The organism is Amycolatopsis sp. NPDC049868, from assembly GCF_044461365.1.
GTDB lineage: Bacteria > Actinomycetota > Actinomycetes > Mycobacteriales > Pseudonocardiaceae > Amycolatopsis.
In genome coordinates, this window is sequence record NZ_JBITKV010000001.1 from 1,281,332 (window position 1) to 1,298,686 (window position 17,355).

General features: G+C 69.8%; 9 protein-coding genes. 3 read left to right on the top strand and 6 right to left on the bottom strand.

Translation table 11 applies throughout. The features are described from left to right. Positions 1-44: 44 nt before the first annotated feature. A complete protein-coding gene (locus tag ACIBTM_RS06200; RefSeq protein ID WP_395875804.1) occupies positions 45-1,205 on the top strand; it encodes a DUF222 domain-containing protein in 1,161 nt (386 codons plus the stop codon). A 612-nt stretch (positions 1,206-1,817) separates the two neighbouring features. Next, positions 1,818-7,307 (top strand): carboxyl transferase domain-containing protein, encoded by a 5,490-nt coding sequence (locus tag ACIBTM_RS06205; protein WP_395875461.1) that lies wholly within the window; start codon positions 1,818-1,820, stop codon positions 7,305-7,307. Positions 7,308-7,389: 82 nt separating this feature from the next. Here the strand turns inward: ACIBTM_RS06205 and ACIBTM_RS06210 are convergent, their stop codons facing one another. Continuing rightward, on the bottom strand, positions 7,390-7,923 hold the full coding sequence (locus tag ACIBTM_RS06210; RefSeq protein ID WP_395875462.1) for a bifunctional nuclease family protein: 534 nt from the start codon (positions 7,921-7,923) through the stop codon (positions 7,390-7,392). A 23-nt stretch (positions 7,924-7,946) separates the two neighbouring features. Next, positions 7,947-9,704 carry a cytochrome c oxidase subunit I gene (gene ctaD / locus ACIBTM_RS06215; protein WP_395875463.1) on the bottom strand — a complete coding sequence of 586 codons (1,758 nt, stop codon included), beginning with the start codon at positions 9,702-9,704 and terminating at the stop codon, positions 7,947-7,949. Between the two features lie 127 nt (positions 9,705-9,831). Between ctaD and ACIBTM_RS06220 the strand changes: the two genes are divergently transcribed. Beyond that, entirely contained in the window at positions 9,832-10,842 is a 1,011-nt protein-coding gene (locus tag ACIBTM_RS06220; protein WP_395875464.1) for a serine hydrolase domain-containing protein, read from the top strand. Here ACIBTM_RS06220 and ACIBTM_RS06225 read toward each other — a convergent pair whose 3' ends face one another. From ACIBTM_RS06225 to ACIBTM_RS06240, 4 genes are read right to left on the bottom strand one after another with little or no spacing between them, the layout of a single operon-like run. Beyond that, complete coding sequence (locus ACIBTM_RS06225; protein WP_395875465.1) at positions 10,843-11,985, bottom strand: glycosyltransferase; 1,143 nt, start codon at positions 11,983-11,985, stop codon at positions 10,843-10,845. Continuing rightward, positions 11,986-12,786 (bottom strand): alpha/beta fold hydrolase, encoded by an 801-nt coding sequence (locus tag ACIBTM_RS06230; protein WP_395875466.1) that lies wholly within the window; start codon positions 12,784-12,786, stop codon positions 11,986-11,988. Positions 12,787-12,788: 2 nt separating this feature from the next. Next, positions 12,789-13,088 (bottom strand): acyl carrier protein, encoded by a 300-nt coding sequence (locus ACIBTM_RS06235; protein WP_395875467.1) that lies wholly within the window; start codon positions 13,086-13,088, stop codon positions 12,789-12,791. Beyond that, positions 13,085-17,353, bottom strand: a complete 4,269-nt coding sequence (locus ACIBTM_RS06240; protein ID WP_395875468.1) for a beta-ketoacyl synthase N-terminal-like domain-containing protein — start codon at positions 17,351-17,353, stop codon at positions 13,085-13,087. Before ACIBTM_RS06240 ends, ACIBTM_RS06235 begins: the two co-directional genes overlap by 4 nt. Positions 17,354-17,355: the final 2 nt, after the last annotated feature.

The window sequence follows — 17,355 nt, forward strand, 5'->3', positions numbered from 1 at the left end:
AGGAAATCACCGAGTCGGATGCGTTTAGGGAGGTCAATGCTTCGCTGGATTCGTTGGGAGACAAGGACGCTATCGCTGCGGCGGTGGCGGCGTCGGAAGGGATCGCACGACTGGAGGCCGTCCGGTTTCGTGCCTTGAGACAGCTGGGCCGTCATCGTGACGATGCCGCCAGCGTGGTGCAGGAGGTCGCGTTCGAACTGTCCGTTGTGGATGGTCACGCGGCTGGGCTGGTGTCGACGGCTCAGGCGTTGGTGTCTCGTCTGCCCCGCACGCTGGGGTTGCTGGATCAGGGGAAGGTGGGTGGATATGGGGCGATGAAAGTCGCCGCCGCCACCGCGTGGCTCTCCGACGACGACGCCCGCGCGGTCGACGCCGTCTTGGAGGACCGGTTGCCGGACCGGAACTCCGACCAGATCCGCAAAGCGGCCAACCACGCCGCGATGATGGCCGACCGTGACGGTGCGGCCCGGCGGACCGAACGCAATCGTGCCGGACGTCGTGTGCTGGTGCGGCAGGGTGAGACCGGGGTGGCCTCCATCGAAGTCGAGGATGGCCCGGTGGAGAAAGTCGCCGCCGCGTATACGCGCATCGACCGCGAAGCACGGGCATTACGGGCCGGCGGGGAGACCCGCACCCTGGATCAGTTGCGGGCGGATGTCGCCCTCGACCTTCTACTCGGCGGCCAGGGCGGGAAGAGCGAACGCTCCGAAGTATTTCTCTACATGGACCTCAACACCTACCTCGGCCTGAACGACGATCCCGCGGAGCTGGCCGGGCACGGGCATATTCCGGCGTCGCTGGCCCGCCACATCGCCAGCGGTTCGAATACGGTGTTGCGGCGGATCATCACCGACCCACTCTCCGGGCAGGTCCTCGACCTCGGCCGCGACCGGTATCGGCCGACGGCGGGGTTGGACGAGTTCGTGCGGGTGCGGGATCGTGAGTGCCGAAGACCGGGGTGTCATCGGGTGGCGCAGGCGTGCGATCTCGATCATTCGCTGCCGTGGCAACACGGTGGCCATACCGCCGACACCGAGCTGGTCGATCTCTGCCGCCGGGACCATCGGCTGAAAGACGAACCCGGCTGGAACTACCAGTTGGCATCGGATGGCACCCTCACCATCACCACACCCACCGGGCGGAGCTACGACAGTACGCCTCCGCCGCTGCATGAGCCCCGTGCCGAGGAACCACCACCGTTCTGAGCTGTCGCCGGAAAACGGCCACGCCGTGTCCGCCATCGACGCTGGCCGGGTTGCCGAAAAACGACCACGGCTCAATCACGGACCGCCAGCACAAAACACCCCTCCACAAACCGACTGGCTCTGGCCGACAACGCCACGGCACCGACCACCGCTCCCCTGCCCGCGAACCCTCGACTCTCGTTGCCGAAAAACGACTACAACACCCCTCAGCCGAGAACCCTCGCTCGTCCTTGCCGAGAACCGACAAAGCCGCGGCGACGCCATCACCCGCTGCCGACCGTCGCCGGAAAACGGCCACCCCACCACAGGCAGCAGGAGCAAGCCACGACCACCCCGGTGAAACCGGCGTGAACACCCGGTGACACCTCGCGACCCTGACTGACAAGCCGAGCCATCAGTTGTCCACTTCATGACGTCATCAGGCCCCTCCGCTAGGTGTTCCAGGCCACTTTTTGGCGGGTTCCTACAATCCCCGGCCCTCGGCATGCGCCACCGGCGACATTCTCGTACCGGCCGGTAAGAGGCAGGCTGTTAAACAGGTACAGGAGACTGTCCCGCGCGTGATCCGGCGGGACGTCAGCTGTTGTGTCACGCACTTGGGAGGCTCAGTCGGTGTTCAGTCGTGTCGCCATCGTCAACCGCGGAGAAGCCGCGATGCGGCTCATCCACGCCGTCCGCGAGCTTTCGGCGGAGACCGGACGGCGGATCGAGACCGTCGCGCTCTTCACGGACGCGGACCGGTCGGCGACGTTCGTGCGGGAAGCCGACATCAGCTACAACCTCGGGCCCGCGTCGGCGCGCCCGTATCTCGATTTCGCCGTGCTGGAGCGGGCGCTGACCGAGACCGGGGCCGACGCGGCCTGGGTCGGCTGGGGTTTCGTGGCCGAGGATCCGGCCTTCGCCGAGCTGTGTGAGCGGCTGGGCGTCACCTTCATCGGTCCGAGCGCGGACGCGATGCGCAAGCTCGGCGACAAGATCGGCGCGAAGCTGATCGCCGAAGAGGTCGGCGTGCCCGTCGCTCCGTGGAGCCGCGGCGCCGTCGCTGACCTCGACGCGGCGATCAGCGCGGCCGCCGAGATCGGTTATCCGCTGATGCTCAAGGCCACCGCCGGCGGTGGCGGCCGCGGTATCCGCGTCATCACTTCCGCCGACGAGCTCAAGGACGCCTACGAGCGCACCAGCCTGGAGGCCGAGCGCGCCTTCGGCAGCGGCGTCGTCTTCCTGGAGCGCCTGGTCACCGGCGCCCGGCACGTCGAGGTCCAGGTCATCGCCGACGGCCAGGGCACCGCGTGGGCGCTCGGCGTCCGCGACTGTTCGGTGCAGCGCCGCAACCAGAAGATCATCGAGGAGTCCGCCTCCCCGGTGCTGAGCCCCGAGCAGGCCGACGAGCTCAAGCGGTCCGCCGAGCGGCTCGCGCTCGCGGTCGAGTACCGCGGCGCCGGGACGGTCGAGTTCCTCTACCACCCCGGCGACAAGCTGTTCGCGTTCCTCGAGGTCAACACCCGCCTGCAGGTCGAGCACCCGATCACCGAGCTGACCACCGGCATGGACCTGGTCAAGGCCCAGCTGCACGTCGCTTCCGGCGGCAAGCTCGAAGGCGTCCAGCCCGCCGAATTCGGTCACGCCGTCGAGGCGCGGCTCAACGCCGAGGACCCGGACCGCGACTTCGCCCCGTCGCCGGGCCGCATCGCGCGCCTGGACCTGCCCGCCGGCCCCGGTATCCGGGTCGACACCGGGGTCAGCGAAGGCGACACGATCCCGGCCGACTTCGACTCGATGATCGCGAAGATCATCGCCTACGGCCGCGACCGTGACGAGGCGCTCGGCCGTCTGCGCCGCGCGATGGCGCAGACCACGGTCATCATCGAGGGCGGCGCGACCAACAAGAGCTTCGTCCTCGACCTGCTCGACCAGTCCGAAGTGATCGACGGCAGCGCCGACACCGGCTGGATCGACCGGGTCCGCGGCGAAGGCAAGCTGGTCACCCACCGCCATTCGGCGATCGCGCTCGCGGCCGCCGCGATCGAGGCCTACGAGGACGAGGAAGCCGTCGAGCGCCAGCGGCTCCTCTCCACCGCGCACGGTGGCCGCCCGCAGGTCCAGCACGAGAGCGGCCGTCCGCTCGACCTCAAGCTGCGCGGCGCCGCGTACCGCGTGAGCGTCGCCAGGATCGGCCACCGCCGGTTCCGCGTCGGCGTTTCGGCAGGCGGCGGCGACATCCACCCCGCCGACGTCGAGGTCGACCGGTTCGACGAGCACACCGGCCAGATCACCGTCAACGGCACCCGGTTCCGCCTGGTCACCGGCACCCACGGCCCGATCCACCTGGTCGAGGTCGACGGCATCACCCACCGCATCAGCCGTGACGAGGGCGGCGTCGTCCGCTCCCCCGCGCCCGCGCTCGTCGTCGCGACCCCGCTGGAGGTCGGCGCCGAGGTCGAGGCGGGCGCACCCGTGCTGGTGCTGGAAAGCATGAAGATGGAGACGGTGCTCCGCGCGCCCTTCCGGGCGAAGCTGCGTGAATGCGTCGTCTCGGTCGGCAGCCAGGTCGAGACCGGCGCTCCCCTGCTGCGGCTCGAACCGGTGGCGGAAGAAGGCGAAGAGGTCGCCGAGGACACCGGCAGCGTCGAAATCGAGCTGCCCGCGGAGCCGGACGGCACGTCGGCGGCGCAGCGGATCACGCGGGGACAGCAGGATCTGCGCAGCCTCCTGCTCGGCTTCGACGTCGACCCGCACGACGAGCGCCGCACGCTCAGCGCGTATCTGGCCGCCCGTGCCGAGCTGGAGGGCAACGGCGACCGCCCGTTGGAGGGCGAGGTCGAGCTGCTGACCGTATTCGCCGACCTGTCCGAGCTGATGCGCAACAAGCCGGCGCGCGAAGACGCCAAGACGGACAACCGGGTGCACAGCTCCCGCGAGTTCTTCCACACGTACCTGCAGAGCCTCGACGTCGAACGCGCCGGGCTGTCGGAGTCGTTCCAGAACAAGCTCAAGAAGGTGCTGGCGCACTACGGCATCCAGGATCTGGAGCGGACGCCGGAGCTGGAGGAAGCGGTCTTCCGCATCTTCCTCGCCCAGCAGCGGACGGCGTCCGACGTCGCCATCGTCACCGCGCTGCTGCGGCAGTGGCTCACCGAGCCGCAGCCGTTCGAGTCGATGCGCGAGCCGGCGGGCAAGGCGCTGGAGCAGCTCATCGCCGCGACCCAGCTCCGCTTCCCGGTGGTCGGCGACCTGGCGCGCAGCGTGGTGTTCCGCTGGTTCGCCCAGCCGCTGCTGCGCCGCACCCGCGCCGAGGTGTACAGCGAGGTCCGCAAACACCTGCGTCACCTCGACCTGCACCCGGATTCGCCGGACCGCGCCGAGCGGATCGCGAGCATGCTGGCCAGCGCGCAACCGCTGGTGCGCTTGCTCGGACAGCGGATCGGCCGCCCCGGCACCGATCACACGCCGCTGCTGGAAGTGCTGAGCCGCCGCTACTACGGCAACCGCGCGCTCACCGGCGTCGGCCAGGTCACCGTCGGCGGCTGCACCTTCGTCACCGGTGACTACGCCGACGCGGACGAGCGGTTCCACATGGCCACCACCGCCGTCGACCGCGCCGGGCTGCCCGCGGCGATCAAGGCGGTCGCCGATCTCGCCGCCCAGCTGCCCGCCGACACCGACGTCGAGGCGGACCTCTACCTGACGTGGGACGACGAGTCGGCCGACGACGACGCGATGGCCGCGGGGCTGCGCGAGGCCCTCACGGCCGGTGCGCTGCCGAGCCGGATCCGGCGTATCACCACCACCGTCGCCGGACACGGCGGCGCGGTGATGCACCACCACTTCACCTTCCGCCCGTCCTCGACCGGGTTCAGCGAGGAGCGGCTCATCCGCGGCCTGCACCCGCTGATCGCCCAGCGGATGCAGTTGCAGCGACTGGCGAACTTCGATCTCACGCGCCTGCCGTCGGGTGACGAGGACGTCTACCTGTTCAAGTGCGTCTCGCCGATGAACCCGTCGGATCAGCGGCTGGTCGCGCTCGCCCAGGTCCGTGACCTGACCCCGTTGCGGGACAACGACGGCAAGCTGCTGGCCCTGCCCGCGGTCGAAGGCACGCTGGCGGGCTGCCTCGACGCGATCCGCGAGGTGCAGGCGAAGCTTCCGCCGAAGAAGCGCTTCGACACCAACCGGATCATGCTGTACGTGTGGCCGATCAGTGAGCTCACCGGTGAGGAACTGAACACGGTCGCCCAGCGTGTGCAGCCGTCGACGGCGGGCGCGGGTCTCGAAGAGGTCCAGTTCCTCGGCAGGCAGCGCGACCGCGCGACCGGCGAGGTCAAAGAGGTCGCCGTGCGCATCGGCTACGACGTGAGCGGCGGCGTGCAGATGTCGCTTTCCGAGCCCACCACCGAGCCGATCCTGCCGCTCGACGACTACCGCCAGAACGTGCTGCGCGCCCGTCGCCGCGACACCGTGTACCCGTACGAGCTGACCGAGATGCTCGGCTCGTTCACCGAGTACGACATGGACGACACGAACACCCTCGTCCCGGTCGACCGGAAGAAGGGCCGCAACAAGGCGGCGATCGTCGCCGGTGTGGTCACCACGCCGACCGAACGCCACCCGGAGGGCGTCAAGCGCGTGGTGCTGCTGGGTGACCCGACGAAGGCGCTCGGCGCGTTGTCCGAGCCGGAGTGCTCGCGGGTGATCGCGGCGCTGGACCTCGCCGAGCGGCTGAGGGTCCCGCTGGAGTGGTACGCGCTCTCGGCGGGGGCCCGGATCTCGATGGAGTCCGGTACCGAGAACATGGACTGGGTCGCGGCCGCGCTCAAGCGGATCGTGCACTTCACCCAGGACGGCGGCGAGATCAACATCGTCGTCGCGGGGATCAACGTCGGCGCGCAACCGTACTGGAACGCCGAAGCGACGATGCTCATGCACACCAAGGGAATCCTGGTGATGACGCCGGATTCCGCGATGGTGCTGACCGGTAAGCAGTCCCTCGACTTCTCCGGTGGCGTCTCGGCCGAGGACAACTTCGGCATCGGCGGCTACGACCGCGTCATGGGCCCGAACGGCCAGGCGCAGTACTGGGCGCCGAACCTCGCCGCTGCGCGCGACGTGCTGATGTCGCACTACGACCACACCTACGTGGCACCGGACGAGTCCGGTCCGCGCAAGGCGGTCACGAACGACCCGATCGACCGGGACATCTCGTCGTTCCCGCACGCGGCCGTCGACAGCGACTTCACCACGGTCGGCCAGATCTTCTCGCGGGAGGCCAACCCGGACCGCAAGAAGCCGTTCGACATCCGCACCGTGATGCGCGCCCTGTCGGATCAGGACCACCCGGTGCTGGAACGCTGGCCGGGGATGGCCGACGCGGAGACCGCGGCCGTGCAGGACGTGCACCTCGGTGGACGGCCGGTATGCCTGCTCGGCATCGAGTCGCGTTCGGTGCCGCGCCGCGGCTTCCCGCCCACCGACGGCCCGGACACCTACACCGCGGGCACGCTCTTCCCGCGGTCGTCGAAGAAGGCGGCGCGGGCGATCAACGCGGCCAGCGGCAACCGGCCGCTGGTGGTGCTGGCGAACCTGTCCGGCTTCGACGGTTCGCCGGAGTCGATGCGGAAACTGCAGCTGGAGTACGGCGCGGAGATCGGCCGGGCGATCGTCAACTTCCAGGGCCCGATCGTGTTCACCGTGATCTCGCGGTACCACGGCGGCGCGTTCGTGGTCTTCTCGAAGGCGCTGAACCCGAACATGACGGTGCTGGCGCTGGAAGGCTCGTTCGCCTCCGTGCTCGGCGGGGCGCCCGCCGCGGCGGTCGTGTTCGCCGGTGAGGTCAACGCGCGGACCGCGGCGGATCAGCGGGTGCGGTCGCTCACCGAGAAGCTCAGCGGGGCGGCCGGTGCCGAACGCGCCGCGCTCGCCGCGGAGCTGGCCGAGGTCCAGTCGTCGGTGCGGGCCGAGAAGCTGGGCGCGGTCGCGTCCGAGTTCGACGGCGTGCACAGCATCGAGCGTGCGGTGAAGGTCGGTTCGGTCGACGCGATCATCAGCGCCGCCGAGATGCGGCCGCGCATCATCGAGGCGATCGAAGAGGGCCTGGCGAAGCAGTAACCCTCCCCCTCACGAGTGCTATGAACGGGACGTTCCTTGCAAATTTTGCAAGGAACGTCCCGTTCATAGCGTTTCCAGGGAGCTAATCGGCGGGCGGCTGGTCCCCGAAGTCCTCGGGCGCGATCTTGTCCAGCGCCGCCCGGAACTCCTCGACCTCCCGCTCCTGCGCGACCGGGTCGGAGGGCACCATCGGCAGTTCCGCGTCCGGCCCGCTTCCCACGATCTCGACCCGCACCGAAGCGACCTCCAGGACCGCGTCCGCCACCTCGATCCCGACCCCGGCCCGCAAGCCGATCGCGACCGCGTCGCTCGGCCGGGCCGAGACGCGGATACCGGAATCGAGTACCAGGTCGGCGAAGAAGATGCCGTCCCGCAGCGCGGTGACCTGGACTCCGGTGACCCGGTGCCCGAACGACTCGACGACCTGGCCGATCAGTTCGATCGTGCCGGGCCGGGGCAGCCGGATCCGCTCCTGTGCGAGCGCCACCGCGCTCGCCTCCGGACCACCGATCGTGATCGCCAGCCAGCGGCGTTCGCCTTCCCGTTCCCGCAGCAACATCACCGGTGCCGCTTCCGGGGCCAGGACTGCCATCCCCTCGACGTCCATCGAAATCATGCGCGGTACCTCATTCCCTCGCCTCAGGCGGAGTCGTCGTCCTTGAGTGTCTTGTCCGCCACCACCTCCGACGGGGTGGGCCGGTCACGCCGCTGGAACGGCGTCGTATGCCCCTCGGCGCGCAGCCGGGGAACCATATGCGGATAGTGGAGTTCGAACGCCGGCCGTTCCGACCGGATCCTCGGCAGATCGAAGAAGTTGTGCCGCGGCGGCGGACAGGTCGTCGCCCATTCCAGGGAGTTCCCGTGTCCCCATGGGTCGTCGACCTCGACGACCTCCCCGAACCGGTAGCTGCGGACGACGTTCCAGAGGAACGGCAGCACCGACGCGCCCAGCAGGAACGCGCCGATCGTGGAAATGGTGTGCAGCAAGGTGAAACCGTCCGTGCTCAGGTAGTCGGCGTAGCGGCGCGGCATTCCTTCGTTACCGAGCCAGTGCTGGACGAGGAACGTCATGTGGAAGCCGATGAAGGTGGTCCAGAAGTGGAGCTTCGCGAGCCGCTCGTCGAGCATCCGCCCGGTCATCTTGGGGAACCAGAAGTAGATCCCGGCGAAGGTGGCGAACACGATGGTGCCGAACAGCACGTAGTGGAAATGCGCCACCACGAAATAGGTGTCGTGGATGTGGAAGTCCAGCGGTGGCGCGGCGAGGATGATCCCGGTCAGCCCGCCGAGCAGGAACGTCACCATGAACCCGATCGACCACAGCATCGGTGACTCGAAGGTGAGCTGCCCCTTCCACATGGTGCCGATCCAGTTGAAGAACTTGATCCCGGTCGGCACCGCGATCAGGAAGGTCAAGATGGAGAAGAACGGCAGCAGCACCGCGCCGGTGGCGAACATGTGGTGCGCCCACACGGCGAAGGACAACGCGGTGATCGCGATCGTCGCGAACACCATGAGTTTGTAGCCGAACAAGGGTTTCCGGCTGAACACCGGGACGATCTCGGTGATGATGCCGAAATACGGCAACGCGACGATGTACACCTCGGGATGGCCGAAGAACCAGAACAGATGCTGGAACAGGATCGCCCCGCCGTTGGCCGGATCGAAGACGTGCGCGCCGAGCCGCCTGTCCGCCTCCAGCCCGAACAGGGCCGCGGTGAGGATCGGGAAGACCGCCAGGATCAGGATCGTGGTGAACAGGATGTTCCAGGTGAACAGCGGCAACCGCCACATGGTCATCCCGGGCGCGCGCAGGCAGAGGATCGTGGTGACCATGTTGACCGCGCCGAGGATCGTCCCGAGCCCGGAGATGATCAGCCCCATGATCACCAGATCGGCGCCCACGCCGGGAGTGTGCGCGGCGTTGGACAGCGGCGTGTACATCGTCCACCCGAAGTCGGGCGCACCGCTCGGCGTCAGGAACGAGCTGAGCACCATCAGCCCGCCGAACAGGTAAAGCCAGTACGAGAACGCGTTCAGCCTCGGGAAGGCGACGTCCGGGGACCCGATCTGCAGCGGCAGGATGTAGTTGGCGAAGGCGAAGAGGTTCGGGGTGGCGTAGAGCAGCAGCATGATCAGGCCGTGCATGGTGAACAGCTGGTTGTACTGCTCCTGCGAGAGGAACTGCATACCCGGCCTGCCCAGCTCGCCGCGCATCAGCAGCGCCATGAACCCGCCGATGAGGAAGAACGCGAACGAGGTGCTCAGGTAGAGCACGCCGATCGTCTTGTGGTCGGTGGTACGGACGACGCTGAGAAACACACTCCCCTTGGGGGCACGGGTCCGCCCGCCGAAGCGGATGGCCTCCGGTCGTGGAGAGGGCTTCACGGCGGTCATGGCGACTCCCAGCACGAGGACACACCTTCTGAAGGCTGGTACCCCTCCAGGAGAGTCCCTACACGCACGCTTTTCAAGAGCTAGCCGAGTAGAGGACCCTGGACACCGTGTGTGAGGGGGGTGTCCTTTGAAGCTGTCCGTCATCCGTGCCGCCTCGATGGCACAGCAGGCGCGTGTCACGCCGGGAATCGAGGATATGAAGAGCTACCTGGATTCTCAGGTGGCCGACGACTCCCATCGGGAGGTGATCGGGCCGGTGCTGCCCGCCTCCGGAGCGAGCGGGGTGGTCGTCCACGGCGGGGAGCGCGTCGCGTCCTGGGGTGATCCCGGTGTGCCCGAAATGGCGTTCAGCGCCACCAAGAGTGTCGTGTCGACCGTCGCGGGCCTCGCTTTCGACGCCGGATTGATCCCCGAGCTCCACCAGCCGGTGACCGACACGCTCGACCTGCCCGAGCTGACCGGCCCGCACGCGAGTGCGATCACCTGGCACCACCTGCTGCAGCAGACCAGCCAATGGGGCGGCGAACTCTGGGGTAAACCGGCTTGGGCGGACGCCGCGAGCCACCGTCCGGGGAGCGCGCCATGGGACGCTCCTCCGGGCGCGGGGTGGGCCTACAACGACGTCCGGGTGAACCTGCTCTGCCTCGCACTCACCCGCCTGTTCGCCCGGCCGCTGCCCTCAGTGCTGCGGGACGGCGTCCTCGGGCCGATGGGCGCGTCCGGCAGCTGGTCGTGGCACGGCTACCGCGGTGCGACGACCGACATCGACGGTGAAGACGTGCCGGTCGTCAGCGGCGGAGCGCACTGGGGAGGCGGCCTGTGGATCTCCGCCGACGACCTCGCCTTGCTCGGCCTGCTCTACCTGCGCGACGGTGAACACCACGGCCGCCGTCTACTCGGCGGCGAGTGGATCGATCGCACCTGGCGCCCGTGCGACCACAACCCGGATTACGGCTACCTCTGGTGGCTCAACGACCGTCGGCAGGTCTTCCCGGCCGCTCCACCGAGTGGCCGGTGTGCCCGCGGAAACGGCGGCAGGCACGTGCTGTGGGTCGATCCCGAACGCGATCTCGTCATCGTCTCCCGCTGGGGCGAGGATGTCAGCCGGCTCCTGCACGACGTCTCCGCCGCCATCTGACTAGGCGAGCAGAGCCTCCAGGTGATCCGCGGCAGTGGCGGCCCCGCCCGCCTCCCGGAACGAGGCGCCCACCTTTTCGGCGGCCGACCGGTACCCCGGATCGCCCAGCACCCTGGTCACGGCGGCCGCGATCCGTTCGGGTTTCGCCTTTCCGAACCGCAGCCGGACGCCGGCGCCCGCGTCGACGACCTGGCCGGCGACGATCGGCTGGTCGTCCCGGATCGGCGCGACCACGAGCGGCACCCCGTGCCACAGGCTTTCGCAGACGGTGTTGTGCCCGCCGTGACAGACGACGGCGTCCACGCGGGCCAGAAGTGCCATTTGGGGCACCTGTGGCACCACGAGCACCGTGTCCCCCACCGGCCCCACCGCTCCGCCCGGATCGGCGACGACGGTCTGGATCCCGTCGACCTCGGAGAGTCCCCGTGCGGCCGCGCGGAGGAAGTCCCCGGCGGCGTCGGCGTTCGCGGTGCCGAGGGTGACGAACACGGTCGGCACCGCCGGGTCGAGCCGGTCCCACGGGAAGTCGCCGGTGGGCGCGCGCCCGCCGATGGACGGCCCGACCAGCCGGACCCGGTTCGGCAGCGCGGCCGGGCCGAGCAGCTCGCGGGTGGTGAACGCGAGCACGCCGTGCGGCGACATCCTGGGGTCGGCCGGGCCGCCGTCGATCCGCGCTCGCAGGCCGTCGAGGAGCTCGTCGAGCCAGGCCGCCACCTTGGGGAGCCCGGCCAAGGGGTCGACGAGCTCCGCGGACGTCGTCGCGGAGGTGACCCACGGCAGGCCGAGACCGTCGGCGACGAGACCGCCCGCGATGGCCTGCTGGTCGGCGACCACCACCTGCGGGCGGAACCGGCCGATCGCGGCGCGGACCCCGGGCGCCATCGCCTCGGCCAGCGGGATCAGGAACTCCTCCCACAGGAACCGGAACGCCGCCGGCCCTTTGAGGCTCGCGTCGCGTTCGGGCAGGTGGCGCGGGATCGCGCACGGGAACACGTCGGCGCCGTCGCCGGCGAGCCGCCGGATGACCTCCGGCCGCCCCGCCCAGGCGACCTGGTGCCCGCGCGCGGTGAGGGCGGCCGCGACCCCGACCGCGGGGTTCACGTGCCCGGTCAGCGGCGGGGTGACGAAGAGGAATCTGCCCACTCAGGCCGCCGTTTCGCACGAGTGTTCGCGAACCCAGTCCAGGATCAGCCCCGACGTCTCCGCGGTGCGCTCGACGAGCACCGAATGTCCCTGGTCCGGCAGGACGACGGTGCGGCAGCGGTCGAGGTTCGCCTCCAGGTCCGGGACCTGCGCCGAGAGCCCGGACAGGTCACCGAACAGCGCGAACACCGGGCAGCGGACCGCCGCGAGGTCGTCATCGATGGTCCGGCTCAGCGGGATGTCCTCCGCCAGCGTGGTGGCCGCGAGGATCTTGTACGCGGATTTCGACAGCCGGGCGGTGTGCGCGCCGTGGTTCTCGGCGATCCAGCCGATCACCTCGTCGTGTGCGAGCCGGTTCTTCGCGTCGGCGAGCCCTTCGGCCATATGCCCGGCCCAGGCGCGCACCGGTGGTTCCGCTTCGATGGCGACGACGCTGGCGACGCGCTCGGGACGCGAAGCCGCGAGCCCGAAGGCGATCGACCCGCCGAACGAGTTCCCGGCCACGTGCACCGGCCGGTCGATCCCGAGCGCGGTGAGCAGGCCGTCGAGGTCGGCGACGAACTCCTCCAGCCGGTAGCCGGTGGCGGGCCGCGTCGTGCGGCCGTGCCCGCGAAGGTCGTACATGACGACGTCGATGCCTTGCGCCGCGAAGGCGGGCCCGAGCGTGAAGTAGTAGCTCGCCAGGCTGTCGGTGAGAAGGCCGTGGACGAACACCACGACCGGCGCTTCACCGTCCGAAGGCCCGACAGCCCCGAGCAGCTGGACGTGGACGTCGAGGTCGCCGACCTTGACCTTCGCCATGGTCAGGCCCTCCCCGCCAGTGACGTGACCACGTGATCGACCAGTTCGCCGACGGTCAGCGCGATGATCTCGTCCAGTTCGCGTTCCGCGACGAACTCGGCGAAGTTGACCTTGTCGCCGTAGTGGTCGCGCAGCCGCCCGGACAGCGTCACGAGGTCGATGCTCTCCAGTTCGAGGTCGTCGTGGAACTTCGTGTCCCGGCCGATTTCGGCGTCGTCCAGCCCGTACTCCTCGAGTAGTTCGCGCAGCATCGCGGTGATGTCGGCCAGCACGGTCCCGGCCGCCACGGTTTCAGTGGTCATTCTTCGTTCTCCGTCCAAGCGACGACGTAATCCTTCGCCGGTGTGGTGATCGTGGTGTGCCACACCGGATACCGGGCATCGCCCACCTCCACGGTGAGCCGCCCGTCGTCCGCGCCGACGACGGTGAAAGCGCGCGGATCACCGCGCAGGCCGGTGCGGAGCCGTTTCGCGACGGCTTCCTTGGCGGCCCAGAACCTGGTGAACCACAACGCTTCCGGCTCGCCGAGCAGGGCACGTTCCGCCGCGCCGAGCGCGGCGGCGACCGTGCTCTCCGGCCGGTCTTCCACGGCCTCGATGTCGATCCCGCAGGGCCCTCGCCGGGCGATGGCGACGCCGAGCGCGTCCCGATGGGCGATCGAGACGGTGAGCTCCGGCAGGCTTCTGCCGTAGGCGCCCGAGACGGTCGGCGCCCCCGACGAGTCGTTCCCGATCCGCAGCTCGGCGGGGAAGATGTCGTCCGCACCGTCTGTCCACAAGAGACGACGCACGGCGTCCTTCGCCGCGATCCGGCCGAGCAGCCACGCCCGTTTCCGGCGCGGCGGCTGGTCGGCGTACGCCTGTCTTTCCGCACCCGCCAGCACGTTCCGCATGATCAGCTCGCGGGTGGCCAGATCCGGCCACTGCTCGCGGACCAGTGCCCAGCCACCGGGACGCGCTTCGGACAGCGTGGCGCGTTCGGGCCGCCGGTCCATCGCCCGGATCACCGGGTTGCTGTCGAACCGGCGATCGCGCCAGCCCTCGACCTCTGCCCAGACCCGGCCGCCACGGATCAGCTGGACGTCCGCTTCGAGTTCCGCGTCGGTCACCGACACGATGCGGACGACACAGTCGACCCGGTCCCCCGGTAAGGGATGTTCGCCGTAGAACCGGATCCGCCGCATCCCCACCGGGAACACCGTGGTCCGGGCGGGCAGCCGGGACATGATCCAGTACCCGAGCAGCTGCCCCGCGTTGTCCAGCAGCGCCCCCGGCGCGGCCGGAGTCCGCAGTACTCCGCGCACGTGGCGATCCCCCACCGCGACCAGTTCCTCGACGCCCTGGAACCTCGGCCCGTGGAACATCCAGCGATCGGTGTAGAGCTGCTCGGCGCGCAGGTCCGGCGTCCGTTCCCGGGCGGCCGGGAACGTCCACGGCCCCGGCGGATCGGCGGGGAACCCGGGGTGCAGATCGATGACGGCCCTGGAGTAGTCGCCGAGGGAGACACCGGCCTGGGAAGGGCCTTGCGGCACCACGGTCACCGGCACGTCCAGCGCGGGGGTCGCGGCGATCCACTGGTTCAGCCGGACGTCCTCCAGCGCGACCGCGCGGCGGCCCGGCGCGGCCTGTTCGGCGAAGTCCATCAGGTGCCCGATCGCCGTGGTGGCGGGCACGACCGGCCATGAGTCGGCGGGTTCCGCGCCGGGTGGCTGCTTGAAGAAACAGTGGTCGAGCAGATACGGCATGGTCTCGACGGAGACGCGGAGTTCGGTGCGCAACGGCCGGATCCGGGGCGCCGACCTGGCGGAGAACAGTTCGGCCGCCAGGCCGGCGGTGTCGGCCAGCAGCCCGGAGAACTCGGCTGCCAGCGGGTTCCGTTCCCCGATTCTGTCCAACGTGGACGTTTTGACCGCCGGCGGACGGAAGCCGCGCCGGACGCGTTCGTCGAGGGACACCAGTGCGCCGCCGAGATCGAGCCGGATCGTCCGGCCGCGTTTCGCACCGCCTTGACCGGGCAGGAGCCGGAACGCCGGATCGGCGCCGTCGGCCCACAGGGCCGTCGCGGTCCGCAGCAGTTGCGGGAGACCGGGCCGGTGCGCGGAATGCGCGGCGACGACGAGGTGTTCGCGGTCGTGCAGGGTGTTCCCGATCAGCGACCCGAGCTGTCCGGCACCCGTCTGCACGAACGCGCGGAATCCGGCCGCGTACATGTTCTCCACGAGACCGCGGAACCGCACCGGCTCCAGCAGGTGCCGGACGAACAGGTCCCGCACTTCCGCGGCGGCGGCCGGGTAGGGCTTCCCGGTTGTGGCTGACCAGACCGGGAGTTTCGCCCGATGCAGCGTGTAGCGCTCGGCGGCCTCGCGGATCGGGCCGAGATACGGGGCGAGCATCGGCGTGTGGAAGCCGGACCGGAACGGCAGCACCTGGGAGATCACGCCGTCCGCGCGGAATCCGCGTATGAATCCGTCGATGGCCTCCGCCGGCCCGCAGATCATCGACTGATTGGGTGCGTTGTCGTGGGAAAGGACCACTTCGGACTGTCCTTTGAGGATCTCGGTGACCGCGGGAGCGGCCGCGCCGATCACCGCGAAGGCCAGCCCCGGCACCTTGAGCGCGTCGGGATCGAAGCCCGCCAAGAACGCGTCGACCTCGGTGTCGGCATGGATTCCGGCGACGGCCATGGCGGTCCACTCCCCCAGGCTGTGCCCGGCGAGCGCGTCCGGCGTGACGCACAACGTGCGCAACGCGGTGTCGAGCAGCCTGCCCAGCTGGAACACGCCCTTGCCGTGCCTGCCGACATCGCCGACGGTGACGTCCGGCGATTCCCAGCGGACACCGAAATGCCGGGCGATGTCGTCGGCGTGGGCTTCGAATTCGTTCTCCAGCCCGGGAAAGACGAACGCGAGCTTGCCCCCGCCCGCGCCGAGCAGCGGTTCCGGAACGAACCAGAGGTCGTTGCGGCCGCGCCAGGGTCTGCCCTTCGCGACCACTTTCCTGGCCAGGTTCAGCCGCTTGGGCGTCGGGTCGACGAGCCCGAGCCGGACCCGGCCGCGACCGGTGTCACTCTCGCTCAGGACGTCGTCGTGATCGAGCAGGCAGCCCATCTCGGCGACGGTCGGCGCCGAGAGCCGCAGAACCCGTTCGGGCTCGGAAACCTCGACGGCGGGCCGTGTCGCGGCCTGTTCCAGGACCACGTGGGCGTTGATCCCGCCGAAGCCGAACGCGTTGACCCCGGCCCGCCGCACCGGCCGCCGGTCGTCGGTCTCCCAGACCTTCGCGGCGCCGAGTGTCTCGAACCGGGTCTCGGCCAGGGCCGGATGCGGGTTCTCGCAGTGCAAGGTCGGCGGGAGAACCCCGTGGTACACGGCCAAAGCGGCCTTGACGAGTCCGGCGACGCCCGCGGCGGGCATGGTGTGCCCGATCATCGACTTGACCGAGCCGAGTACCGCGGTCGGCTCCTGCGCCTGCCCGAAGACCTCGGCGATCGTCGCCAGTTCGGCCGCGTCGCCCGCCGGGGTGGCGGTCCCGTGCGCTTCGAGCAGACCGATCGTGGCGGGGTCGATCCCCGCGGCGCTCCAGGCCTGCCGCACCGCGCGGACCTGTCCGGCGCTGTCCGGAGTGGACAGTCCGGCGGTCCGGCCGTCGCTGGCCACACCGGTCCCGGTTACGACGGCGTAGACGCGGTCGCCGTCCCGTTCGGCGTCCGCGAGCCGCTTCAGCACGACGACCCCGGTGCCCTCGCCGATCAGCACCCCGTCCGCGTCCTCATGGAACGGCCGGATCCGCTGGCTCCGCGACAATGCGCCGAGCTGGGAGAACACGCTCCAGAACGTGACGTCGTGGCAATGGTGCACGCCGCCGGCCAGCACGACGTCGCACCGCCCGGTCGCCAGTTCGCGTACGGCGTGGTCGACGGCGACGAGCGAGGAAGCGCAGGCGGCGTCCACCGTGTACGCGGGTCCGCGCAGGTCGAGCCGGTTCGCCAGCCGCGAGGCCGCGAGGTTGGGCACGAGCCCGATCGCGGCGTCGGGGGCTTCGGGGCCGAGCCGGTCGGTGAACGCCTGACGGAGTTCCTCCAGCCGCTCGCCGCCGAGTTCGGGCATGAGTTCGCCGAGGGTGCGGACGACCTGGGTGGCCGTGCGGACCCGCTGGTCGAGCCGCACCAGACCGGGTGTCAGGTAGCCACCGCGGCCGAGGATGACGCCGGTCCGCTGCCGGTCGGCGGGCAGCCGGTGCTCGCCGCCCGCGTCGGCGATGGCCTGCGCGGCCACCCGCAGCGCGATCAGCTGGTCCGGTTCGGTGCCGGGAACCGACGACGGCATCACGCCGAAGCCGGTGACGTCCACTTCGGCCAGTTCACCGACGAAACCTCCGCGATGACAGTAGATCCGGTCCGCCCGTGGTTCGGCGTCGGGCTGGTAGAAGCCCGGATCCCAGCGATCGGCCGGGACTTCGGTGATCGCGTCGACACCGTCGACGATATTGCGCCAGTAGGTATCGAGATCGGGGGCGCCGGGGAACAGCACCGACATCCCGACGATGGCGATCGGGGGCGTTTCGGCCACCG

What these genes read in the sequence shown, in the direction of transcription:
- ACIBTM_RS06210 (WP_395875462.1), bottom strand. Translation starts at nt 7,923, where the DNA reads ATGATTTCGATGGACGTCGAGGGGATGGCAGTCCTGGCCCCGGAAGCG.
- ctaD (WP_395875463.1), bottom strand. Translation starts at nt 9,704, where the DNA reads ATGACCGCCGTGAAGCCCTCTCCACGACCGGAGGCCATCCGCTTCGGC.
- ACIBTM_RS06230 (WP_395875466.1), bottom strand. Translation starts at nt 12,786, where the DNA reads ATGGCGAAGGTCAAGGTCGGCGACCTCGACGTCCACGTCCAGCTGCTC.
- ACIBTM_RS06235 (WP_395875467.1), bottom strand. Translation starts at nt 13,088, where the DNA reads ATGACCACTGAAACCGTGGCGGCCGGGACCGTGCTGGCCGACATCACC.